Source organism: Streptomyces flavofungini (assembly GCF_041028215.1).
In the GTDB taxonomy this organism is placed as follows: Bacteria; Actinomycetota; Actinomycetes; order Streptomycetales; family Streptomycetaceae; genus Streptomyces; species Streptomyces flavofungini_B.
Window position 1 is genome coordinate 1 of sequence record NZ_JASKYR010000046.1, and the last position, 20,769, is coordinate 20,769.

Annotated in this window: 20 protein-coding genes; 10 read left to right on the forward strand and 10 right to left on the reverse strand. The window is 70.5% G+C overall.

The window, feature by feature from the left end:
- Nucleotides 1-75 precede the first annotated feature (75 nt).
- From glmU to pth, 4 genes are all read left to right on the forward strand, one after another.
- The gene (gene glmU, locus AB8Z36_RS05655; protein ID WP_369212059.1) at nt 76-1,524 is read left to right on the forward strand and encodes a bifunctional UDP-N-acetylglucosamine diphosphorylase/glucosamine-1-phosphate N-acetyltransferase GlmU; all 1,449 of its coding nucleotides are present in this window, start codon (nt 76-78) and stop codon (nt 1,522-1,524) included.
- 116 nt (nt 1,525-1,640) lie between these two features.
- Nucleotides 1,641-2,615 (forward strand): ribose-phosphate diphosphokinase, encoded by a 975-nt coding sequence (locus AB8Z36_RS05660; protein ID WP_361177305.1) that lies wholly within the window; start codon nt 1,641-1,643, stop codon nt 2,613-2,615.
- Between the two features lie 190 nt (nt 2,616-2,805).
- Nucleotides 2,806-3,399 (forward strand): 50S ribosomal protein L25/general stress protein Ctc, encoded by a 594-nt coding sequence (locus tag AB8Z36_RS05665; protein ID WP_369212060.1) that lies wholly within the window; start codon nt 2,806-2,808, stop codon nt 3,397-3,399.
- 73 nt (nt 3,400-3,472) lie between these two features.
- Nucleotides 3,473-4,075 carry an aminoacyl-tRNA hydrolase gene (gene pth / locus AB8Z36_RS05670; protein WP_369212061.1) on the forward strand — a complete coding sequence of 201 codons (603 nt, stop codon included), beginning with the start codon at nt 3,473-3,475 and terminating at the stop codon, nt 4,073-4,075.
- Between the two features lie 132 nt (nt 4,076-4,207).
- Here the strand turns inward: pth and ppc are convergent, their stop codons facing one another.
- The gene (ppc, locus tag AB8Z36_RS05675) at nt 4,208-6,943 is read right to left on the reverse strand and encodes a phosphoenolpyruvate carboxylase (RefSeq protein WP_369212062.1); all 2,736 of its coding nucleotides are present in this window, start codon (nt 6,941-6,943) and stop codon (nt 4,208-4,210) included.
- 239 nt (nt 6,944-7,182) lie between these two features.
- Here ppc and AB8Z36_RS05680 point away from each other — a divergent pair, with 239 nt between their 5' ends.
- Both AB8Z36_RS05680 and AB8Z36_RS05685 read left to right on the forward strand, forming a co-directional pair.
- Nucleotides 7,183-8,217, forward strand: coding sequence for an acyl-CoA desaturase (locus AB8Z36_RS05680; protein WP_369212063.1), 1,035 nt, complete (start codon nt 7,183-7,185; stop codon nt 8,215-8,217).
- A complete protein-coding gene (locus tag AB8Z36_RS05685) occupies nt 8,214-8,900 on the forward strand; it encodes a TetR/AcrR family transcriptional regulator (protein ID WP_369212064.1) in 687 nt (228 codons plus the stop codon). Before AB8Z36_RS05680 ends, AB8Z36_RS05685 begins: the two co-directional genes overlap by 4 nt.
- 5 nt (nt 8,901-8,905) lie before the next feature.
- Here AB8Z36_RS05685 and AB8Z36_RS05690 read toward each other — a convergent pair whose 3' ends face one another.
- Together AB8Z36_RS05690 and AB8Z36_RS05695 are read right to left on the reverse strand one after the other, a co-directional pair.
- Nucleotides 8,906-9,274 (reverse strand): VOC family protein, encoded by a 369-nt coding sequence (locus AB8Z36_RS05690; protein WP_369212065.1) that lies wholly within the window; start codon nt 9,272-9,274, stop codon nt 8,906-8,908.
- Nucleotides 9,274-10,113: a trans-aconitate 2-methyltransferase gene (locus AB8Z36_RS05695; RefSeq protein ID WP_369212066.1), complete on the reverse strand. Its 840-nt coding sequence runs from the start codon at nt 10,111-10,113 to the stop codon at nt 9,274-9,276. The genes AB8Z36_RS05690 and AB8Z36_RS05695 overlap by 1 nt, the downstream gene beginning before the upstream one ends.
- 126 nt (nt 10,114-10,239) lie before the next feature.
- Between AB8Z36_RS05695 and tamR the strand changes: the two genes are divergently transcribed.
- Nucleotides 10,240-10,737 carry a MarR family transcriptional regulator TamR gene (gene tamR / locus AB8Z36_RS05700; protein WP_355807425.1) on the forward strand — a complete coding sequence of 166 codons (498 nt, stop codon included), beginning with the start codon at nt 10,240-10,242 and terminating at the stop codon, nt 10,735-10,737.
- On the opposite strand, the gene AB8Z36_RS05705 is transcribed toward tamR, so the two are convergent.
- Nucleotides 10,696-11,472, reverse strand: a complete 777-nt coding sequence (locus AB8Z36_RS05705; protein WP_369212067.1) for a LuxR C-terminal-related transcriptional regulator — start codon at nt 11,470-11,472, stop codon at nt 10,696-10,698. The genes tamR and AB8Z36_RS05705 overlap by 42 nt on opposite strands.
- A 258-nt stretch (nt 11,473-11,730) precedes the next feature.
- Between AB8Z36_RS05705 and AB8Z36_RS05710 the strand changes: the two genes are divergently transcribed.
- Nucleotides 11,731-12,201, forward strand: coding sequence for a GNAT family N-acetyltransferase (locus AB8Z36_RS05710; RefSeq protein ID WP_369212068.1), 471 nt, complete (start codon nt 11,731-11,733; stop codon nt 12,199-12,201).
- A 19-nt stretch (nt 12,202-12,220) separates the two neighbouring features.
- Here AB8Z36_RS05710 and AB8Z36_RS05715 read toward each other — a convergent pair whose 3' ends face one another.
- The 4 genes from AB8Z36_RS05715 to galT form a co-directional block, all read right to left on the reverse strand.
- A complete protein-coding gene (locus tag AB8Z36_RS05715; protein WP_369212069.1) occupies nt 12,221-12,562 on the reverse strand; it encodes a DoxX family protein in 342 nt (113 codons plus the stop codon).
- A gap of 121 nt (nt 12,563-12,683) precedes the next feature.
- Entirely contained in the window at nt 12,684-13,838 is a 1,155-nt protein-coding gene (galK, locus tag AB8Z36_RS05720; RefSeq protein ID WP_369212070.1) for a galactokinase, read from the reverse strand.
- A gap of 5 nt (nt 13,839-13,843) precedes the next feature.
- Complete coding sequence (galE, locus tag AB8Z36_RS05725; protein WP_369212071.1) at nt 13,844-14,803, reverse strand: UDP-glucose 4-epimerase GalE; 960 nt, start codon at nt 14,801-14,803, stop codon at nt 13,844-13,846.
- Nucleotides 14,800-15,894, reverse strand: a complete 1,095-nt coding sequence (galT, locus tag AB8Z36_RS05730) for a galactose-1-phosphate uridylyltransferase (protein WP_369212072.1) — start codon at nt 15,892-15,894, stop codon at nt 14,800-14,802. Before galT ends, galE begins: the two co-directional genes overlap by 4 nt.
- 247 nt (nt 15,895-16,141) lie before the next feature.
- Here galT and AB8Z36_RS05735 point away from each other — a divergent pair, with 247 nt between their 5' ends.
- Together AB8Z36_RS05735 and AB8Z36_RS05740 are read left to right on the forward strand one after the other, a co-directional pair.
- A complete protein-coding gene (locus AB8Z36_RS05735; protein ID WP_369212073.1) occupies nt 16,142-17,827 on the forward strand; it encodes a sodium:solute symporter family protein in 1,686 nt (561 codons plus the stop codon).
- A gap of 23 nt (nt 17,828-17,850) precedes the next feature.
- A complete protein-coding gene (locus AB8Z36_RS05740) occupies nt 17,851-18,135 on the forward strand; it encodes a hypothetical protein (protein ID WP_369212074.1) in 285 nt (94 codons plus the stop codon).
- 56 nt (nt 18,136-18,191) lie between these two features.
- Here the strand turns inward: AB8Z36_RS05740 and AB8Z36_RS05745 are convergent, their stop codons facing one another.
- Together AB8Z36_RS05745 and AB8Z36_RS05750 are read right to left on the reverse strand one after the other, a co-directional pair.
- Nucleotides 18,192-18,929, reverse strand: coding sequence for a helix-turn-helix transcriptional regulator (locus AB8Z36_RS05745; protein ID WP_369212075.1), 738 nt, complete (start codon nt 18,927-18,929; stop codon nt 18,192-18,194).
- Nucleotides 18,930-19,200: 271 nt separating this feature from the next.
- A partial coding sequence (locus AB8Z36_RS05750) for an outer membrane protein assembly factor BamB family protein (RefSeq protein ID WP_369212076.1) occupies nt 19,201-20,769 on the reverse strand: 1,569 nt, incomplete at its 5' end.

Genomic DNA, 20,769 nt, shown 5'->3' on the forward strand with positions numbered 1-20,769 from the left:
ACTACGCCCCGGTATCCTGCGGATGTCCTCCCCCCAGAGGAACCCCAACCCATCCGAAGCCGAAGGGCATCCTCCGTGAGCGCAACTCGCCCGGCCGCCGTCGTCGTCCTCGCAGCGGGTGAGGGAACCCGTATGAAGTCGGACCTCCCCAAGGTCCTGCACGAGCTCTGTGGCCGCTCCCTCATCGGCCACGTCCTGGAAGCGGCCTACGCCCTCTCCCCCGAGCAGCTCGTCACCGTGGTCGGATTCCAGAGCGAGCAGGTCCGCGAGCACCTCTCCGCCGTCGCCCCGCAGGTCCGTACCGCCTACCAGGCGGAGCAGAACGGCACCGGACACGCCGTCCGCATCGGCCTTGAGGAGCTCGGCGGCTCCGTCGACGGCACGGTCGTCGTGGTCTGCGGCGACACCCCGCTGCTGACCGGCGCGACGCTGCGCAAGCTGGCCGAGACGCACAGCGGCGACGGCAACGCCGTGACGGTCCTCACGGCCGAGGTGCCGGACGCCACGGGCTACGGCCGCATCGTGCGCGACAGCACGAACGGCGCGGTCACCGCGATCGTCGAGCACAAGGACGCCTCCGAGTCGCAGCGCGCGATCCGTGAGATCAACTCCGGGGTCTTCGCCTTCGACGGCCAGCTCCTCGCGGACGCGCTCGGCAAGGTGCGCACGGACAACAGCCAGGGCGAGGAGTACCTCACCGACGTGCTCGGCATCCTGCGGGAGGCCGGTCACCGGGTGGGCGCCGCCGTGGCCGACGACCACGAGGAGATCGCGGGCATCAACAACCGCGTGCAACTGGCCGAGGCCCGCAGGACCTTGAACGACCGCCTCCTGACCGAGGCCATGCTGGCCGGTGTCACGGTCGTCGACCCCGCGTCGACGTGGGTGGACGCCACGGTCACCTTCGAGCGGGACGCGGTCGTGCACCCCGGCACCCAGCTCCAGGGCTCGACGAGCCTGGGCAAGGGCGCCGAAGTCGGACCGAACACGCGGCTGAAGGACACGAAGGTGGGCCGCGGCGCCCGCGTCGACAACAGCGTGGCGACCGACGCCGAGATCGGCGAGCGGGCACTGGTGGGCCCGTTCGCCTATCTGCGGCCCGGCACCCGGCTCGGCGTGAAGTCGAAGGCGGGCACGTTCGTCGAGATGAAGAACGCCTCGATCGGCGAAGGATCGAAGGTGCCCCACCTGTCGTACGTGGGGGACGCGACCATCGGCGAGCAGTCCAACATCGGCGCCGCGAGCGTCTTCGTGAACTACGACGGCCAGGCGAAGCACCACACCACGGTGGGGTCGCACGTCCGCACCGGTTCGGACAACATGTTTGTGGCTCCTGTCACGGTCGGGGACGGTGCCTACACCGCCGCGGGGTCCGTGATCACGAAGGACGTGCCGGCCGGTTCGCTGGCCGTGGCGCGGGGCCAGCAAAGGAATATCGAGGGCTGGGTGGCCCGCAAGCGTCCGGGGAGCGCGGCCGCGAAGGCGGCGGAGGCGGCGTCCCGGAAGACGGACGGCGCAAGCTGACCGGAAACGGGTGCGTCTGACACGGCGTACCGTGATAGGTGCACATAATCGGCCGACTCGACGCACCGGGACGCGTGGGTACGGCAGCGGGAAGAACTCTCTGAGGAGACAGTGCTGTGACCGGGATCAAGACGACCGGCGAGAAGAAGTTGATGCTCTTCTCCGGCCGCGCCCACCCCGAGTTGGCCGAGGAGGTCGCACACAAGCTGGGTGTCGGCATCGTGCCGACGAAGGCCTTCGATTTCGCCAACGGTGAGATCTACGTCCGTTACCAGGAGTCGGCGCGCGGCGCGGACTGCTTCTTGATCCAGAGCCACACCGCTCCGATCAACAAGTGGATCATGGAGCAGCTCATCATGATCGACGCGCTGAAGCGCGCGTCGGCCCGCTCCATCACCGTCATCGTGCCGTTCTACGGCTACGCGCGCCAGGACAAGAAGCACCGCGGCCGTGAGCCGATCTCGGCCCGGCTGATCGCCGACCTGATGAAGACGGCGGGCGCCGACCGCATCCTCACCGTCGATCTGCACACCGACCAGATCCAGGGCTTCTTCGACGGCCCGGTGGACCACCTCTTCGCGCTGCCGATCCTGGCGGACTACGTGGGCGCCAAGGTCGACCGCACGAAGCTGACCGTCGTGTCGCCGGACGCGGGCCGCGTCCGGGTCGCCGACCGCTGGTGCGACCGTCTTGGCGCTCCGCTGGCGATCGTGCACAAGCGCCGTGACAAGGACGTCGCCAACCAGGTCACCGTGCACGAGGTGGTCGGTGAGGTGAAGGGCCGCGTCTGCGTCCTGGTGGACGACATGATCGACACGGGTGGCACGATCTGCGCCGCCGCCGACGCGCTGTTCGCGCACGGCGCGGAGGACGTCATCGTGACGGCCACGCACGGTGTGCTCTCCGGTCCGGCCGCGGACCGTCTGAAGAACTCCAAGGTGAGCGAGTTCGTGTTCACGGACACGCTGCCGACCCCCGGCGAGCTGGAGCTGGACAAGATCACGGTCCTCTCGATCGCGCCGACCATCGCCAACGCGGTGCGTGAGGTCTTCGAGGACGGCTCGGTGACGAGCCTCTTCGAGGAGCAGTAGGAACCACCGGGCCCCGGGCCCGTTGAAGATCCTTTTGGGTGTGGCCTCCCGGCCGAGTAGACTTCTGAAGTTGCTCGGCGAGGGAGGCCGCACCTTTTGGTGTGGCGGTCCGTTATCGACGCGCTCTTCGTAGCAGGCCAGTCGTATGGCCGGGTAACCCCATCCGACACCTGTTGTACGAGGAGTGCACATGCCTGAGGTCAAGATCTCCGCCGAGACCCGTTCCGAGTTCGGCAAGGGCGCCGCCCGCCGCATCCGCCGCGAGGACAAGGTCCCCGGCGTTCTCTACGGCCACGGTGCCGACCCGGTCCACCTGGCGCTGCCGGGCCACGAGCTGCTCATGGCGCTGCGTACGCCGAACGTCCTGATCTCCCTGGACGTCGAGGGCAAGACCCAGCTCGCCATCCCGAAGGCCGTCCAGCGTGACGCCCTCCGTCAGGGCATCCTGAAGCACGTCGACCTGCTCATCGTGAACCGCGGCGAGAAGGTCACGGTCGAGGTCCCGGTCCAGACCGAGGGCGAGCTGGCCCCCGGCGGCAACCTGCTCGAGCACGTCCTGAACACCCTCTCGGTCGAGGCCGAGGCCACTCACATCCCCACCGAGGTCACCGTCTCGGTCGCGGGCCTGGACGCCGGCGCGTCCGTCCTCGCCAAGGACATCCCGCTGCCGTCCGGTGTCACGCTGGCCACCGACGAGGACGCCGTCGTCCTCCAGGTCCTGGCCGCGCAGGCCGAGGAGGCCCCGGCCGAGGACGCCGAGGGCGACGCGTCCGCCGAGGCCTGAGTCTCGCGCGGTACATCCGGCACGGCAGCCGCCGCTCCCTCGGGGGGCGGCGGCTGCCGCGTATGAAGGAGACATGCAGGTGACGACCGATGCCAGTGCGCCGTGGCTGATCGCGGGTCTGGGCAATCCGGGGCCGGAGTACGCGATGAACCGGCACAACGTGGGCTTCATGGTGGCCGATCTGCTCGCGCAGCGCATCGGCGGCAAGTTCAAGCGGGCCGCGAAGGCGCAGGCCCAGGTGGTCGAGGGCCGGATCGGGCCGCCGGGTCCCGCGAGCCGTCGCGTGATCCTGGTGAAGCCGATGTCGTACATGAACGTCTCCGGAGGTCCGGTGACGTCGCTGCGCGACTTCTACAAGGTCCCGACCGAGCACATTGTCGCGATCCACGACGAGCTGGACATCGACTACGGCGCGCTGCGCCTGAAGCTGGGCGGCGGCGACAACGGCCACAACGGCCTGAAGTCGATGACCAAGGCCATGGGCCCGGACTACCACCGGGTGCGGTTCGGCATCGGGCGTCCGCCGGGCCGCATGCAGGTCGCGGACTTCGTCCTGAAGGACTTCTCCTCGACGGAGCGCAAGGAGCTGGACTACTTCGTGGACCGGGCCGCCGACGCGGTCGAGGCGCTGCTCTCCGACGGCCTTGAGCGGGCGCAGAGCACGTACAACTCCTGAGAGTGCCCCTCACGCCCCGCAAGGGGCGCGGGGAACTGCGCGGCAAGCCACGACGCAGGCGCACCCGAAGAGCAAAGGGAAGGGCCCCGCAGCACAGAAGCGATGCGGGGCCCTGACACGCGGCAGGAAAAGTCACCCGGTGTTGCGCAGCCCCGCGGCAACCCCGTTGACGGTGAGCAGCAGCGCCCGCGCCAACAGGGGATCAGGCTCAGCGCCAGCGTCCCGCTGCCGCTTGAGCAGCGCGACCTGGAGGTAGGAGATCGGGTCGAGGTAGGCGTCGCGGATCGCGAACGTCTGCTGAAGCGCCGGGTTGGAGTCGAGCAGCCGCTCCCCGCCCGTAACCCGCAGAATCTCCTGAACGGTCAGCTCGTGCTCCGCCTCGATCGTGGAGAAGACATGCTTGAGCTCGTCCGGCACGAGCGTGTCCACGTAGTGCCTGGCGATCCGCAGGTCCGTCTTCGCGAGCGTCATCTCGACGTTGGAGATGAAGTTGCGGAAGAAGTGCCAGTGCTCGTGCATCTCGTCGAGGACCGTGTCCAGGCCCGCCTCGCGCAGCGCCTTCAGGCCCGAGCCGACGCCGAACCAGCCGGGCACGATCTGCCGGGACTGGGTCCAGCCGAAGACCCACGGGATGGCGCGCAGGCCGTCGAGCGAGACGCCCGAACCGGGGCGGCGGGAGGGCCGGGAACCCAGGTGCAGGTCGGCGAGCTGGTCGACCGGGGTCGAGGCGAGGAAGTAGTTCGGCAGGTCCGGGTCCTCGACCAGCTTGCGGTACGCGGAGTACGCGGCGTCCGAGACGACGTCCATCGCGGCGTCCCAGCGGGCGAGAGCCTCGTCGGACTGGCGCGGGGCGGTGTGCAGGGCGGAGGCCTGCAGGGTGGCCGCGACGGTCAGTTCGAGGTTCTCGCGGGCGAGGGACGGCACGAGGTACTTGTCGGAGATGACCTCGCCCTGCTCGGTGACCTTGATCTCGCCCTCCAGGGTGCCCCAGGGCTGGGCGAGGATCGCGTCGTGCGAGGGGCCGCCGCCGCGGCCGACGGTGCCGCCGCGGCCGTGGAAGAGGCGCAGCCGCACGCCGTACCGGTGGGCGACGTCGCGCAGCCGCCGCTGGGCGCGGTGGATCTCCCACTGCGAGGTGGTGATGCCGCCGAACTTGGAGGAGTCGGAGTAGCCGAGCATGACCTCCTGGACGTCGCCGCGGAGCGCCACCAGCCTGCGGTAGGAGGGGTCGGCGAGCATCTCGTCGAGGATGACGTCGGCGGCGCGCAGCTCGTCGGTGGTCTCCAGGAGCGGCACGATGCCGATCTTCGCCCAGCCCGCGTGCAGGTCGATCAGACCGGCCTCGCGGGCGAGGACGGCGGCGGCGAAGACGTCGTCGGCGCCCTGGCACATCGAGATGATGTACGACTCGACGACCTCGGGCCCGAAGACCGCGAGGGCCTTCTTCACGGTGTGGAAGACGCCGAGGGTCTTCTCGCCCTCGGCGTCGAGCGGCGCCGGGGAGGGCGCGAGGGGACGGCGGGAGCGCAGCTCCTTGGCGAGCAGCTTCTGGCGGTAGTCGCGGGGCATGTCCGCGTACCGCCAGGACTCCTCGCCGAGGCGGTCGAAGAGCTGGCCGAGGGCGTGGTGGTGGGCGTCGGCGTGCTCGCGTACGTCCATGGTGGCGAGCTGGAGGCCGAAGGCGGCGAGGGTGCGGATGGTGCGGTTCATCCGGCCCTCGGCGAAGAGGCCGCCCTTGTGCGCGCGCAGCGAGGTCTGGAGGAGGGTGAGGTCCTCCAGGAGCTGGGCGGTGCCCAGATAGTCGCGGCCGGGCTCGTGCGTGGTGCCCTTGGCGAGGCGCTGCTTGGTGTTCTCCAGCTTCTGCCGGATGCAGGTGGCCTTGAGGCGGTAGGGCTCTTCGGCGTTGAGCCGCTTGTAGCGCGGGCTGATCTCGGGCAGGCGCTCCAGGTCGCTCCGGAGGGAGGCCTTCAGCTCGTCGGTGGCTCCGGTGTAGCGGATGGAGTTCGAGAGGAAGCCGCGCAGCTCGTCGATGAGGAGGAGCGCGTCGTTGATGCCGTGCTCGTGCTGGAGGATCAGGACGTCCCAGGTGACGGCGGGCGTCACGTTGGGGTTGCCGTCGCGGTCGCCGCCGATCCAGGTGCCGAAGGTGAGGGGGCGGGTGCCCTCGGGCAGCTCGACGCCGACGCGCTCCAGCTCGGAGGTGAGGTCTTCGAGGACGTCGCCGACGGCTCCGGCGTGCAGCTCGTCGAGGTAGTAGATGGCGTTGCGGGCCTCGTCGGCGGGCTCGGGGCGTACGACGCGCAGCTCGTCGGTCTGCCAGACGAGGTCGATGTTCTCGGCCAGTCGGGTGTCGTGGCGGCGCCGGTCGGACTCGATGACCGGGGTTTCGAGGAGCTCGGCGACGCGGCGGAGCTTGTTGAGCACCGAGCGGCGGGCGGCCTCGGTGGGGTGCGCGGTGAAGACGGGGCGGACGTTGAGGTGCGCCACGGTCTGGCGCAGGTGCTCGGGGTCGGCGTCCTTGAGGCGGTCGGCTGTGCGGGCGAGGAGTCCGCCCTCGGCGGCCCGCCGGGCGCGCAGCTCGCGGCCGCGGTGGACCTGCTCGGTGACGTTCGCCAGATGGAAGTAGGTGGAGAAGGCGCGGACCAGCTTGGCCGCGGTCTCCAGTTCGGTGCCGCCGAGGAGCCTGGCGGCGGCCTCGCCGTCCTCGCGCGTCAGGCTGCGCACCTTCTCGACCAGTTCGAGGAGCTCGGGGCCCTCCTGGCGTACGAGGGTCTCGCCGAGCAGGTCGCCGAGGCGGCGGATGTCGGCGCGCAGCTCGGTGCTGGCTGTGCTGGTGGCCTGGCGGCCCTGGTCGTCGGCACTGCTCACAGGTGCGGCTCCTTGCAGTGTTGAAGCACGTCTGGGAGGGGTCCCGGGCGGTGTTCCCGGGGATAAACAGAGCGGACCGCGCTGTCCGACCGTTCCTAAGGATAGGTGTCACTCGGGCGCGCGCGGCTCGCGGCCTCTTGCCGCCGGGCTGCGCGCTGCCATACTTACGTCGCCGTAAGTTACGGAACCGTAGGAATCTCTCCCTCTTCGAAACCCTCGATCCCACAGGGGACGTGCCCATGCCGACAACTTCCGATGCGCCCTCCGAGGCCGATGTGATCGACGCCGCTCCCGGGACGGGGGCGGCGACGTCTGCCGCCCCCGTTCCCTCCGCGACGCTGGGCGGCGAGCAGAAGCGGTCACTCGAACAGCTCGCGCTGCTGCTCTTCATCACCGTGCCGTTCCTCGCCCTGCTCGCGGCGGTGCCGCTGGCCTGGGGCTGGGGGGTGAGCTGGCTCGACCTCGGCCTGCTCGTCTTCATGTACTACCTGGGGTGCCACGGCATCACGATCGGCTTCCACCGCTACTTCACGCACGGCTCGTTCAAGGCGAAGCGGCCGCTCAGGATCGCGCTCGCCGTGGCGGGTTCGATGGCGGTGGAGGGCCCGCTGGTCCGCTGGGTGGCCGATCACCGCAAGCATCACAAGTTCTCGGACGCGGAGGGCGACCCGCACTCTCCGTGGCGCTTCGGCGAGACCGTTCCGGCCCTGATGAAGGGGTTGTGGTGGGCTCACATCGGATGGATGTTCGATGAGGAGCAGACCTCGCAGGAGAAGTACGCGCCGGACCTGATCAAGGACCCGGCGATCCGTCTGGTCTCCCGGCAGTTCCTGCTCTGGACCATCGTCTCGCTGAGCATCCCGCCGCTGGTGGGCGGCCTGGTGACGATGTCCTGGTGGGGCGCCTTCACGGCCTTCTTCTGGGGCTCACTGGTCCGGGTCGCGCTGCTGCACCACGTCACGTGGTCGATCAACTCCATCTGCCACGCGGTCGGCAAGCGCCCCTTCAAGTCCCGGGACCGCTCGGGCAACGTGTGGTGGCTCGCGGTGCTGTCCTGCGGGGAGTCCTGGCACAACCTCCACCACGCCGACCCGACGTCGGCGCGGCACGGCGTGATGCGCGGCCAGGTCGACTCCTCGGCGCGGATCATCCGCTGGTGCGAGCAGCTCGGCTGGGCGTACGACGTGCGGTGGCCGTCCGCGTCGCGCATCGAGTCCCGCCGGGCCCCGGCGGCCGAGTCCCGCCGCGAGACGCGCTCCGCCGACGCGGCATGATGGACGACGTGGCGACCGACTCCAGCAACCCGAACCCTGCCGGTAAAGAGAAGCAGCCCCGGCGCGCCCGGCGGACCCGGATGACGGGTGCCGAGCGCCGGGAGCAGTTGCTGGACATCGGTCGCACGCTCTTCGCGGCGAAGGGCTTCGAGGGCACGTCGGTGGAGGAGATCGCGGCGAAGGCCGGGGTCTCCAAGCCGGTGGTGTACGAGCACTTCGGCGGCAAGGAGGGCCTGTACGCGGTGGTGGTCGACCGCGAGATGCGGCAGCTGCTCGACATGGTGACGAGCGCGCTGACCGCGGGGCATCCGCGGGAGCTCCTCGAACAGGCGGCGTTCGCGCTCCTCGACTACATCGAGAAGTACACGGACGGCTTCCGCATCCTGGTCAGGGACTCCCCGGTGGCCCAGTCGACGGGCACCTTCGCCTCCCTGATCTCCGACATCGCCACGCAGGTCGAGGACATCCTCGGCCAGGAGTTCAAGGGCCGCGGCTTCGACCAGAAGCTGGCTCCGCTGTACGCCCAGGCCCTCGTCGGCATGGTCGCCCTGACGGGCCAGTGGTGGCTGGACGTCCGCAAGCCGAAGAAGGCGGAGGTGGCGGCCCACCTGGTCAATCTGGCCTGGCACGGCCTGGACGGCCTGGAACCGAAGCCCCGCCTGATAGGCCACAGGAAGAGCTGACCTCATCAGTCGCCCGGCCGCGGCTCCAGGAATTCGAGGCGGTTGCCGACCGGGTCGTGGGAGTAGAAGCGCCGGTGGCCCGGCAGGGCGTCGTCCCAGGTGACCTCCGCGCCGTGCGCGGCCAGCCGGTCCGCGTACGCCTCGATGCCGCGGACCCGCAGCCCGGGATGCGCCTTCCGCGCGGGACGGAAACCGGCCTCGGCCCCGAGATGCAGCCGGACGCCGCCCGCGGCGAACCAGCAGCCGCCGCGCCCCGCCAGAGCCGCCGGTTTCGCCTCCTCCGTCATGCCGAGCACATCCCCGTAGAAGGCCCGGAGCAGCGCCTCGCTGCCGGGCGGCGCGGCGAGCTGCACGTGGTCGACGGCCGTCAGCATCAGGCCCCGCCCCCCTTCCGGACCACCGCGAACACCCGGCGGAACGGAAAGACCGTGCCGTGCGCGGTCGCCGGATAGGCCGCGCGCAGCAGTTCCGCGTACTCCGCGAGGAACGCCTCCGTCGCCGCCGCGTCGTCCGCGAGAGCCGTCAGGACCGGCCGGAGGCCCGTGCCCTTGACCCAGTCGAGGACCGGGTCGGGGCCGGGCAGCAGATGCTGGTACGTCGTCTCCCACACGTCGGCCTCGCGGCCGGGGCCCGCGAGCCGCTCCAGGTAGGCCCCCGGCGAGAGCACCGCGTCGGCGTGGCGCAGCCGCCCGCCGAGCCGCTCCCGCCACCGCGCGGACTCGCTGAGCTCCCGCATCAGTACGTGGCTGGGGGCGTCGAAGTTGCCGGGCACCTGGAAGGCGAACGTACCGCCGGGGGCGAGCGCGTCGATCCAGGCGGGGAAGGAGTCCGGGTGACCGGGGACCCACTGGAGGGCGGCGTTGGAGAGGATCAGGTCGTACGTACCCGGCGCCGGGACCCAGCGCGCGGCGTCGGCGTGGGCGAAGTCCAGGCGTCCGCCGCCCGCCGTGGGCCCGGCGGACGGTGCGGCCTCGGCGAGCATCCGCGGGGAGTTGTCGTAGCCGGTGATGTGCGCGTCGGGCCAGCGCGCGGCGAGCAGCCGGGTGACGTTGCCGGGGCCGCAGCCGAGGTCGGCGATGCGCGGGGGCCTGCCCGCCGCCGTCGCGGGAAGCTCGGGGATGCGGGCCAGCAGGTCGGCGAAGGGCCGGGCCCGGTGGTCGGCGTGACGCAGATACTGGGCCGGATCCCAGTCGGCGGCGGCGGTGGCGGACACGAGACCTCCTCGGAACGTGACGAACCGGCACGTCGGGTGCGTACCGGCGGGTCTGCCGCCATCCTGACCCCTAACTATCTTGACGTCAAGAGACTTCACATCGACAGACCCCCTACACTGATCGTCATGGAGGACGAGGTCGATCGGCTGGTCGCGGCGTGGCGCCGAGAGCGCCCGGACCTCGACGTGGAGCCACTTGAGGTGCTCAGCCGCGTGAGCAGGCTCGCGCGGCACCTGGACCGTGCCCGCAGACTCGCGTTCTCGGAGCACAACCTGGAGCCGTGGGAGTTCGACGTGCTGACGTCGCTGCGGCGCGCGGGCGCGCCCTATCAGCTCTCCCCCGGCCAGCTCCTCACCCAGACCCTGGTCACGTCCGGCACGATGACGAACCGCATCGACCGCCTGGCGAAGAAGGGCCTCGTCGAGCGCCTGCCCGACCCGAGCGACCGGCGCGGGGTCCTCGTACGGCTCACCGAGGAGGGGCGGGACCGCGCCGACCAGGCCCTGGCGGGCCTCCTTGAGCAGGAACGGGCGATCCTCGCCGAGCTCTCCCGTGCCCAGCGCGGCGAACTCGCGGGGCTGCTACGCCAGTTGACCGCCCCGTTCGACAACATCCCCGGCTAGGTCGACCGGGCCCACGCCCGCCCGCCTGGCGAGCGCGACCGCCGCCAGCGTGGAGTGCACGCCCAGCTTGCCCAGCACGTTCTGCATGTGGGTGCGCACGGTGTGCGGGGAGAGGAACAGCCGCTCGGCGACCGCCTTCCTGCCGAGGCCCGCCACCATGCACCGCAGCACCTCCCGCTCGCGCGGGGTCAGCGACTCGACGAGCCGCTCGGACTCGGTGCGGTGCTTGCGCGCGGCGGTCAGCTCCCGCAGGACGCCGGTGAGCAGGGCGGGCGGCAGATGCGTCTCGTCCCGCAGCACTCCCCGTATGACCGTGAGCAGGCGCGAAAGGGAGCAGTCCTTGGCGACCCAGCCGGACGCGCCCGCCTGGAGCGCGAGGGCCGCGCGGCGCGGGTCGTCCTTCTCGGCGAGCACCACGGTGCGCACGGCGGGCTGCCCCGAGCGGACGCCCGCGACCAGGGAGATGCCGTCGACGAGCCCGTCGGCGTTGCCGTCCTGCACCGGGACGGCGGGGCGGCTGCCCTGGAGGGCGCTCGCCGTGGCGCCGAGGTCGGCGTCGACCAGCAGTACGTCGTACCGCCGCCCCTCGGTGACCGCACGCTCCAGGCAGCGCAGCGCGGCGGGGCCGCTGCCGGCCGCGGACACGTCGACGTCGGGCTCTGCCGCGAGCGCGGCGGCCAGTGACTCGGCGAAGATGCGGTGGTCGTCGACGACCAGTACTCGAATGCGAACCACAGAAACCCCCTTCCCCACGCTCCCTGGAGGAGCGGGGGATCCCATCGGGTAACGGCCGGTACGGGTACGACGCCGGGGCCGGGGGTCGCCTCGGTCGCTCGGCCGCCGCCGCGCGATGACTGCTTCCCCCAGGCCGGGCGCCGTACCCGACTGTCTCGCCCCCTGATCAGTACCGGCCCCCACCGGCACTGTTCTTCAGAGTAGGGCCGGACGCCGGGAGGGGAAGGTGATTTGCAGAACTGATAGGCCGACGCGTTTATGGTGGGCCGCATGTTTCTCATGGAGACAGGAGTCGACAAGGAACGGCTCGCGGCGCTGCGCACCCGCCTCAGCGAGACGAACACGGCGTCGTCCCCCGAGCTGCGCGCCCTGCGCGGCACCCCCGACGACCACGAACTCCCCCTGGCGGTCTGGCTGCTCGACCCCGCGGGCGCCCTTGCGGGCGGTCTCGCCGCGCACACCTGGGGCCGCTGGCTGCATGTGAACCACCTCTGGGTCGACGCCCGCCACCGCGGCGCGGGCCTCGGCGCCCGCCTCCTCGCCGAGGCGGAACGCATCGCCGCCGAGGACCGTGCCTGCGTCAGCTCCCGCGTGGAGACCTGGGACTTCCAGGCCCCCGGCTTCTACCGCACCCAGGGCTACGAACTGGTGTGCGTGATCCCCGACTACCCCGAGGGCGTCAAGGAGTTCACCCTGACGAAGCGCCTCACCCCCCGCTCACCGGGCTGACCCTCGCCGGGCGTTCGGCTCAGGCCGCCAGCCACAGGGCGGCGATCACCGGTGCCGCGTACACCAGCGGGAAGGGGATGTGGGCGTACCAGCGGGCGCGGAGTACGGCGATGACCGCGCCCGTGAAGTAGAGGATCAGGGCGATGGCCGCCGCCGCGCCGACGTACGGGATGAACAGGCCCGCGATCAGGCCCGCCGCGCCCGCTGCCTTGGCCGTGCCGAGCCAGGGGAGCCAGGACATCGGGATGCCGTAGTCGGCCATGGGGTCGACGGCCCACTTCGCGCGCCGGAAGACCGAGACGGCGGAGAAGGCGACCATCGCGGCGGCGAGGGCGGTGACGATGAGGTGGGCGGTGGACATCAGGGGCTCCTTCGGCGGGGCTCCTCGGAGGCTCTCGCGCACTCCTCGGCAGCCGTTCACTGCCATGACGGAACCCGGCCGGGAAGTGTGACCGCCCGGGAGAAAGTTTTTTCGCCGGGGCTCAGATCTCCCTGCGCGCCCCCGCCGACGCCACCGCCGGGAAGATCCTCGGCGCCGTGAAGCCCGCCGTCACGAAGGCCTCAAGGACCGACTTGGTGACCGTCTCCGCGTCCTCCGACTCGACCAGGACGATCGCCGAGCCGCCGAAGCCGCCGCCGGTCATCCGGGCGCCGAGGGCGCCGGCGGCGGTGGCGGTGTCGACCACCAGGTCCAGCTCCGGGCAGGAGATGCGCAGGTCGTCGCGGAGCGAGGCGTGGCCCTCGGTCAGGACGGGGCCGATCGCCCGGACGTCGCCCGCGTCCAGGAGGCCGATGACGCGCTCGACGCGGTGGTCGTCGGAGACGATGTGGCGGACGTAGCGGCGGACCCTCTCGTCCGGGAGGCGCGACAGGGCGGCCGACAGGTCCTCGTACGCCACGTCGCGCAGGTGGCTGACGCCCAGGACGCGGGCGCCCTCCTCGCAGCCCGCGCGGCGCTCGGCGTAGGCGCCGTCACCCAGGGCGTGCTTCACGCGGGTGTCGACGACCAGGAGCCGCATGCCTCGCGCCGCCAGGTCGAAGGGGACCTGGCGTATCGACAGGTCGCGGCAGTCCAGGTGCAGGGCGTGGCCCTCGGTGCCGCACGCCGACGCCATCTGGTCCATGACGCCGCAGGGGACGCCGACGAAGGCGTTCTCGGCGCGCTGGGCGAGGACCGCGAGCTCCGGGCGGGTCAGGCCGAGCCCGAACAACTCGTTCAGGGCGCAGGCCGTCACGACCTCAAGGGCGGCCGATGACGAGAGGCCCGCGCCCGTCGGCACCGTCGAGGAGAGATGCAGGTCCGCTCCCGTGACCGGGTGCCCGGCTTCCCGCAGGGCCCAGACGACGCCCGCGGGGTAGGCGGCCCAGCCCCCGTCCGACAGCGGCGTCAGCTCCGCCACGCGCAGCTCGGCGAGCGGGGCGCCGATGTCGGCGGAGTGCAGCCGCAGGACGCCGTCGTCGCGCCGGGCGACGGCGGCGACGGCGGTGTGCGGGAGGGCCAGCGGCATCACGAAGCCCTCGTTGAAGTCCGTGTACTCGCCGATGAGGTTGACGCGGCCCGGGGCCGACCAGACTCCGTCCGGCGCGCGGCCGTACAACTCCTCGAAAGCGGCGGCGACTTCGGATGCCGTGGCCATGAGAACTACCCCTTTCGCTGGGCGAAGGCCCAGGCGTCGGCGACGATGCCCGCGAGGTCCGCGCGGGACGGGTTCCAGCCGAGCTTCTCGCGCGCGGCGTCGGCGGAGGCGACCAGGACCGCCGGGTCGCCGTCGCGGCGCGGGGCCACCACCTCGGGAACCGGGTGCCCGGTGACCTGGCGGACGGTCTCGATGACCTGGCGCACGGAGAAGCCGTTGCCGTTGCCGAGGTTGCAGATCAGGTGCTCGCCGGGGGTGGCCGCGGCGACGGCGAGGAGATGGGCCTCGGCGAGGTCGGCGACATGGATGTAGTCGCGTACGCAGGTGCCGTCGGCGGTGGCGTAGTCGTCGCCGAAGACGCTGATGGCCTCGCGCCTGCCCTGCGCGACCTGGAGGACGAGGGGGATGAGGTGCGACTCGGGGTCGTGCCGCTCGCCGTACTCGCCGTACGCGCCCGCCACGTTGAAGTACCGCAGCGAGACGGCCGCGAGGCCATGGGCGGTGGCCTCACCGGTGATCATGTGGTCGACGGCGAGCTTCGACGCGCCGTAGGGGGAGGTGGGCGCGGTCGGGTCGGTCTCCGTGATGGGGGTGGAGACCGGCTCGCCGTACGTCGCGGCCGTGGAGGAGAAGACGAGCCTGCGCACCTCCGCGTCCCGCATCGCGGCGAGCAGCGCCATCGTGCCGCCGACGTTGTTGTCCCAGTACTTCTCGGGCTTGGCGACGGACTCGCCGACCTGCGAGAACGCGGCGAAGTGCAGCACGGCGTCGTACGAGGGGTCCAGCCACTTGGCGGCATCGCGGATGTCGCCCTCGATGAAGGCGGCGCCCGAGGGGACGCCCTCGCGGAAGCCGGTGGAGAGGTTGTCGAGGACGGTCACGTCGTGCCCGGCCTCGATCAGGTGCTGCGCCACCACGCTCCCGACATAGCCCGCGCCGCCGGTGACCAGGTACTTACCGCTCATGAACTCGCTACCTCTCGCAGTCGCTCGGCCGCGGCTTCCGGCGGCACGTCGTTGATGAACACGCTCATACCGGATTCGGAACCCGCGAGAAACTTCAGCTTGCCCGAAGTGCGGCGAATCGTGAAAAGTTCGAGGTGGAGGGCGAAGTCGTCACGATTCACCCCGTCATGTCCCTGGAGCGGGCCGAAGGGCGCCTGGTGCCAGGCCGCGATGTAGGGCGTACGGGACTCCCCCGGCCGAGCGCCGGTCTCCCCCGGCACCCCCGGCTCGTCGAAGATCCGGTCGAAGCGCCTCAGGAGTTCCAGATAGATCTGTGGGAACTCTGTGCGCGCGGCCTCGTCGAGCGCGAGCAGGTCGGGCACCCGGCGCTTGGGGTAGAGGTGCACCTCGTAGGGCCAGTGCGCGGCGTACGGCACGAAGGCGACCCAGTGCTCACCCTCAAGGACCACCCGTTCGCCCGCGCGCTCCTCGGCGAGGACGTCGTCGAAGAGGTTGCGGCCGCCGGTCTCCGCCTTGTGCGCCGCCAGTGAGCGGAGCATCAGACCGGTGCGGGGTGTGACGAACGGATAGGCGTAGATCTGGCCGTGCGGGTGGCCGAGGGTCACGCCGATCTCGGCGCCGCGGTTCTCGAAGCAGAAGACCTGGGTGACGGAGGGCAGGTGGGAGAGCTCGGCGGTGCGGTCGGTCCAGGCGTCGAGGACGAGTCCGGCCTGCTCGGGGGTGAGGTCGGCGAAGGAGGCGTCGTGGTCGGAGGTGAAGCAGACCACCTCGCAGCGGCCCGCGTCGCCCGCGAGCGAGGGGAAGCGGTTCTCGAAGACGACCACGTCGTACGAGGAGTCCGGGATCTCGCTGAGCCGGTCCCCCGAGGAGGGGCAGAGGGGGCACTCGTCGGCCGGCGGGTGGTAGGTGCGGCCCTGGCGGTGGGAGGCGATGGCCACCGCGTCGCCGAGGAGACGGTCCTCGCGGATCTCCGACGTCGTCGAGACGGGCCCGAGCGGGCGCCCGTCGACGGCCTCGCGGACCGCGTCGTCGCGCTGGTCGTAGTAGATGAGCTCACGACCGTCGGCGAGACGGGTCGAGGTCTTCTTCACGTCAGGGGCTCCTCACCACCTACCCAACAGAACCGAACATAACAAACCACAAGGCAACAGTGCCGTCAATGGCCGAGATCTCGTCAGGCGTTTCCCGGCGCGATCGCCCCGATCCCCAGTTGATCAAGAAGCGATCCGGAGAGCTCGATCACAATCAAACAAAGAACACCAACAGAACTGTTCAGTTATTGAAGCGAGGGGCGTAGGTTCCGGTCTGATCCGTTCGCGCAACGAAGCGAGTTCACGCATGCAGTCCCCCACTCAAACCCTGGCCGAGGGGCTTCGGCTGCCCACCAACGGCCTCGACTACGCGATCCTGGCGATCTACTTCGCCGTGGTCCTCGGCATCGGCTTCGCCGCCCGGCGCTCCGTGAGAACCAGCCTCGACTTCTTCCTCTCGGGCCGCTCACTGCCCGCGTGGGTCACCGGCCTCGCCTTCGTCGCCGCGAACCTGGGCGCCACCGAGATCCTCGGCATGGCCGCCACCGGAGCGCAATACGGCGTCGCGGTCGTCCACTGGTACTGGATCGGCGCCATCCCGGCCATGGTCTTCCTCGGCCTGGTCATGATGCCGTTCTACTACCGCAGCAAGGTCCGCTCGGTGCCGGAGTTCCTGCTCCAGCGCTTCGACAAGTCCGCGCACCTGCTCAGCTCGGCCCTCTTCGCCTTCGCGGCGATCCTGATCGCGGGCGTGAACCTCTACGCCCTCTCGATCGTCGTCGAGGCACTGCTCGGCTGGCCGCAGTGGGTGGCGATCGTCGTCGCGGGCGTCTTCGTCCTCGCGTACATCACGATCGGCGGCCTCTCCTCGGCGATCTACAACGAGGTGCTCCAGTTCTTCGTGATCCTCGCCGCGCTCATCCCGATCTGCGTCATCGGCCTGAAGAAGGTCGGCGGCTGGGACGGTCTGACGGGCTCGATCGAGAAGCAGCACGGCGAGAACTTCATGACCGCCTGGGGCGGCACGGGCATCGGTGACGCCAACCCGCTCGGCGCCAACTGGCTGACGATCATCCTCGGCCTGGGCTTCGTGCTCTCCTTCGGCTACTGGACGACCAACTTCGCCGAGGTGCAGCGCGCGCTCTCCGCGAAGAACCTCAGCGCCGCCCAGCGCACCCCGCTGATCGCCGCCTTCCCGAAGATCTTCATCGTCTTCCTGGTGATGATCCCGGGCCTGGTCGCCGCGGTCCTGGTGCCGAAGATCGGCACCGCGGGCTCCGACCTCACCTACAACGACGCGATCCCCTATCTGATGCAGGAGCTGCTGCCCAACGGCGTCCTCGGCATCGCGGTCACCGGTCTGCTCGCGGCGTTCATGGCGGGCATGGCGGCCAACGTCTCCTCCTTCAACACCGTCTTCACCTACGACATCTGGGCGAAGTACGTGATCAAGGACAGGGAGGACGGCTACTACCTGAGGTTCGGCCGGCTCATCACCGCGATCGGCGTGCTGGCCTCGATCGGCACCGCCTTCATCGCCTCCTCGTTCTCGAACATCATGGGCTACCTCCAGACGCTGTTCTCCTTCTTCAACGTCCCGATGTTCGTCGTCTTCATCATCGGCATGTTCTGGAAGCGCGCCTCGATGAAGTCCGGTGTGTGGGGCCTGGTCGCGGGCACCGGCGCCGCGATGGTCAACTACTTCTGGATCTACAAGCAGGGCGTCATCGACATCCCCAGCGACCAGGGCGCCAACTTCGTCTCGGCGATCGTCGGCTTCGTCGCCGGTGCCGTCGTCATGGTCGTCGTCACGCTCTTCACCGCGCCCAAGCCGGAGGCCGAACTCGCCGGTCTGGTCTACGGCACCGCCTCGCCCGGCCTTGAGGACGAGGGCGTGGAAGAGGGCGACGACGCCTGGTACCGCAAGCCGGCCCTGCTCGGCTGGGGCGCCATCGTGCTCGCCGCCGCCTGCTACGTGCCGTACTCCTTCTAGCCCCGATCGGAGGTCCGAAGACCATGTCCGACCTGCACAACGAAGTCTCCGAGCTGGAGCGCAAATCCGCGACAGCCGCCCGTCTCTTCGACATCCGGCGCATCATCGGCGGCCTGTTCGTCGTCTACGGCGTCATCGTGACGATCGCCGGGATCACCGCGTCCGACGCCGACCTGAAGAAGGCCGAGGACATCAACATCAACCTCTGGACCGGCCTCGGGATGCTCGCCCTCGGCCTGTTCTTCCTGGGCTGGCTATGGCTGCGCCCGACCGTCGCGCCCCCGGCCGAGGAGCCCGCGGGCGACTGATCACACGGCGTGGGCACGGCCGACGCAGGGCCGCTCGCGCCTGGCGGGGCCCGGGTTCACCGCGGTGACTCGGGCCCCGTCGGCAGGTCCGCGCCGTTGGCCGCGCCCCGGTCCGCGTACGACGACGCCGGGCGCTCGGCGCGGTCGAGGAGACCGGTGCGCGCGGCGAGCGCGGCGGCCTCCAGGCGTGAACCGACGCCGAGCTTCATCAGGACCCGCTGCACATGCGTGCGCGCCGTGCTCGGCGCTATCCCCATCCCGGCCGCGATGAGCCGGGTGTCCTCGCCGTCCGCGACCCTGACCAGCACCTCCACCTCGCGGGGCGTCAGCATCTGAAGGAGCCGCTGCCCCTCGTCGTCGGGCTGCGCCACCGGGTTGAGCAGTTCACTGAAGGCGCCCTGGAGCAACTGGGGCGCGACGGCGGCCTCTCCGGCGCGCGCCTTCATGATGGCGCGCTCCACTCCTTCGATGCGCTCGTCGTGCCGTACGTATCCGGAGGCCCCCGAGGCGAACGCCGCCGCGATGCCGCGGGGGCTCGGCACCGGACCGAGCACCACGACCGCCACCTGCGGACGCTCCCGCTTGATCCGCACCACCGGGTCGAACATGCCCGGTTCAGCGGGTGTCGCCGTGCCGAGGAGGCAGACCTCCGGAGCACGGCTGATCACCAGGTCGGCCGCTCCCGCGGCGGGCGCCGCCGCGGCGAGCACCCGGTGCCCGCGCAGCTTCAGCGCCGAGGCGAGTGCCTCGGCGAGCAGTCGGTGATCGTCGACCACCATGAGCCGCACACCCATGACAACCCCCCATTTCCCCCACTGATGCCCTGATCCCCGAGCCGTGTTGATCTGCTGCTTCCCGTGGATCGTGGGCCCCCCGGCCCTTCGTTCCCCGGAAGCTACACGCTTGTTCGACGTTGCGCGCCCCCTACCCGCCAGAAGCGGCCCGGAATGCCTGAATCCCTGCCATGCAGGGGCGATCGGGGGCGCGAGGTGGTACGGGAACGCCGACGGCCGCTCCCCCGTGGTGCGGGGGGGGAGCGGCCGTCGGCGGGTACGGACCGGGTATCTACTCCGCGGCGAAGCCGAGCGCCACGTACTCCTTGTCGTCCTTGTCCAGGGGCTTGCTCAGGAGCTTCTTGCCGAGGAACAGGTGGCCGTCGGCGTAGAGGAGCTCGTTGGACTTCGGGACCATGCCGCTGATCGCGTCGGTGACCGCCTCCGAGGAGGGGGTGACCAGGAGCTTGGTCTCCTTCATCGTCTTGCCGTCGAGCGAGACGACCTGGGCGCCCTGCTGGTAGCCGTGGGCCTTGTACGCGAGGACGTTCGGGCCGTCCATGCGGATGGGGAAGATCTCGCCGTTGTCACCGGCGACGGCGCGGTCGCTGGTCGGCTTGCCGGTGGCCAGCGAGAAGGAGACGATCTCGTTGGTCCGGTTGTAGCTCTCGCCGCTGCCGTCGTGCTGACGGGTCGGCACGTAGAGCCGGTCGTTGCCGACCGCGATGGCGTGGCAGTCGTTGATCATGTTGACGCCGCAGTCGTGGTCGTACTTGCCGTCCTCAAGGGCGATCTTGGAGCGGAGCTTGCCGTTGCTGCCGATGGCGAAGACGTCGGTGGCACCGCTCGCGGTGATCTCGCTGGTGTCCTGGCCGAAGACGACCGGGTTCGTCGAAATGATCTTGACGTTGTCGACGCCCTCGGCGACCGGGTACGTCCACTTCTCGTTGCCGGTCTTGGGGTCGATGAGCTGGACCTTCAGCTTGTAGTCGCCGAAGCTGCCGCACTTGCGCACGGCCACGAGCTGGTCGCCGCCCGCGTAGCCGTCGTCCTGGCACTTGCCGACCTTCGGCTTCCACAGCTGCTTGCCGGTCACGTCCCAGGCGGCGCCGCCGCTGGAGGTGCCCGCACCGGCGGCGATGGTGGTGCCGGAGATGGTGACTTCCTTGAACGTGGCCTGCACGCCGTTGGTCTCGACGCCCTCGGTCCAGAGCTTCTTGCCGGACTTCAGGTCGATCGCGGAGACCTTGGAGCAGGGCTCGTAGTCGCCCTTCTTGCCCCGCTTCGCCTCCTCGGTGACGACCGCAGCGATGCCGTCCTCGGTGACCTCGCGCGACATCGCGCACGTCATGCCGGGCAGCGGGACCGACCACTTCTCCTTGCCGGTCTCGGGGTCGTAGCCGTTCAGCTCGTTGACCCCGGCCTTGGCGTAGACGTCGTCGGTCAGCACCGAACCCGTGGCGGTCCAGATCTGGTCCTTGGGGATCTCGGGCTGCGGGAGCTGCATGAGCACCTTCGCCGAGGGGTCGGACGGGGCCTTCTCCTTGGCCGGGCCCTGGCCGGGCGGGGTGGCGCCGCCCTTGCCGTCCGCGCCCTGGGCGGTGTTCTTGGAGTCGTCGTCCTTGGACGAGGCGTACCAGACGCCGCCGCCGACGATCAGCGCGATCGCGACGACCGCCGCGACGATGATCGCCATCTGGCCGCTGAACTTCTTGCCGCCGCCCCCGGAACCGGAGCCGCCGGGCTGCGGCTGCATCGGCATCGTCGGCGGCTGCTGGTAGCCCTGCTGGTACTGCTGCTGGTAGCCCTGCTGCGGGTACTGGGGCTGGGCCGGCTGCGTCGGGTAGCCGTAGCCCTGGGG

Excerpts from the sequence above, each read along its gene's own strand:
- AB8Z36_RS05740 (WP_369212074.1), top strand. The coding sequence starts at position 17,851 with ATGTCCGACCTGCACAACGAAGTCTCCGAGCTGGAGCGCAAATCCGCG.
- galE (WP_369212071.1), bottom strand. The coding sequence starts at position 14,803 with ATGAGCGGTAAGTACCTGGTCACCGGCGGCGCGGGCTATGTCGGGAGC.
- AB8Z36_RS05745 (WP_369212075.1), bottom strand. The coding sequence starts at position 18,929 with ATGGGTGTGCGGCTCATGGTGGTCGACGATCACCGACTGCTCGCCGAG.
- AB8Z36_RS05690 (WP_369212065.1), bottom strand. The coding sequence starts at position 9,274 with ATGCTGACGGCCGTCGACCACGTGCAGCTCGCCGCGCCGCCCGGCAGC.
- AB8Z36_RS05685 (WP_369212064.1), top strand. The coding sequence starts at position 8,214 with ATGATGGACGACGTGGCGACCGACTCCAGCAACCCGAACCCTGCCGGT.
- AB8Z36_RS05665 (WP_369212060.1), top strand. The coding sequence starts at position 2,806 with ATGCCTGAGGTCAAGATCTCCGCCGAGACCCGTTCCGAGTTCGGCAAG.
- AB8Z36_RS05710 (WP_369212068.1), top strand. The coding sequence starts at position 11,731 with ATGGTGGGCCGCATGTTTCTCATGGAGACAGGAGTCGACAAGGAACGG.
- AB8Z36_RS05735 (WP_369212073.1), top strand. The coding sequence starts at position 16,142 with ATGCAGTCCCCCACTCAAACCCTGGCCGAGGGGCTTCGGCTGCCCACC.
- AB8Z36_RS05715 (WP_369212069.1), bottom strand. The coding sequence starts at position 12,562 with ATGTCCACCGCCCACCTCATCGTCACCGCCCTCGCCGCCGCGATGGTC.
- galK (WP_369212070.1), bottom strand. The coding sequence starts at position 13,838 with ATGGCCACGGCATCCGAAGTCGCCGCCGCTTTCGAGGAGTTGTACGGC.
- AB8Z36_RS05680 (WP_369212063.1), top strand. The coding sequence starts at position 7,183 with ATGCCGACAACTTCCGATGCGCCCTCCGAGGCCGATGTGATCGACGCC.
- tamR (WP_355807425.1), top strand. The coding sequence starts at position 10,240 with ATGGAGGACGAGGTCGATCGGCTGGTCGCGGCGTGGCGCCGAGAGCGC.
- pth (WP_369212061.1), top strand. The coding sequence starts at position 3,473 with ATGCAGGTGACGACCGATGCCAGTGCGCCGTGGCTGATCGCGGGTCTG.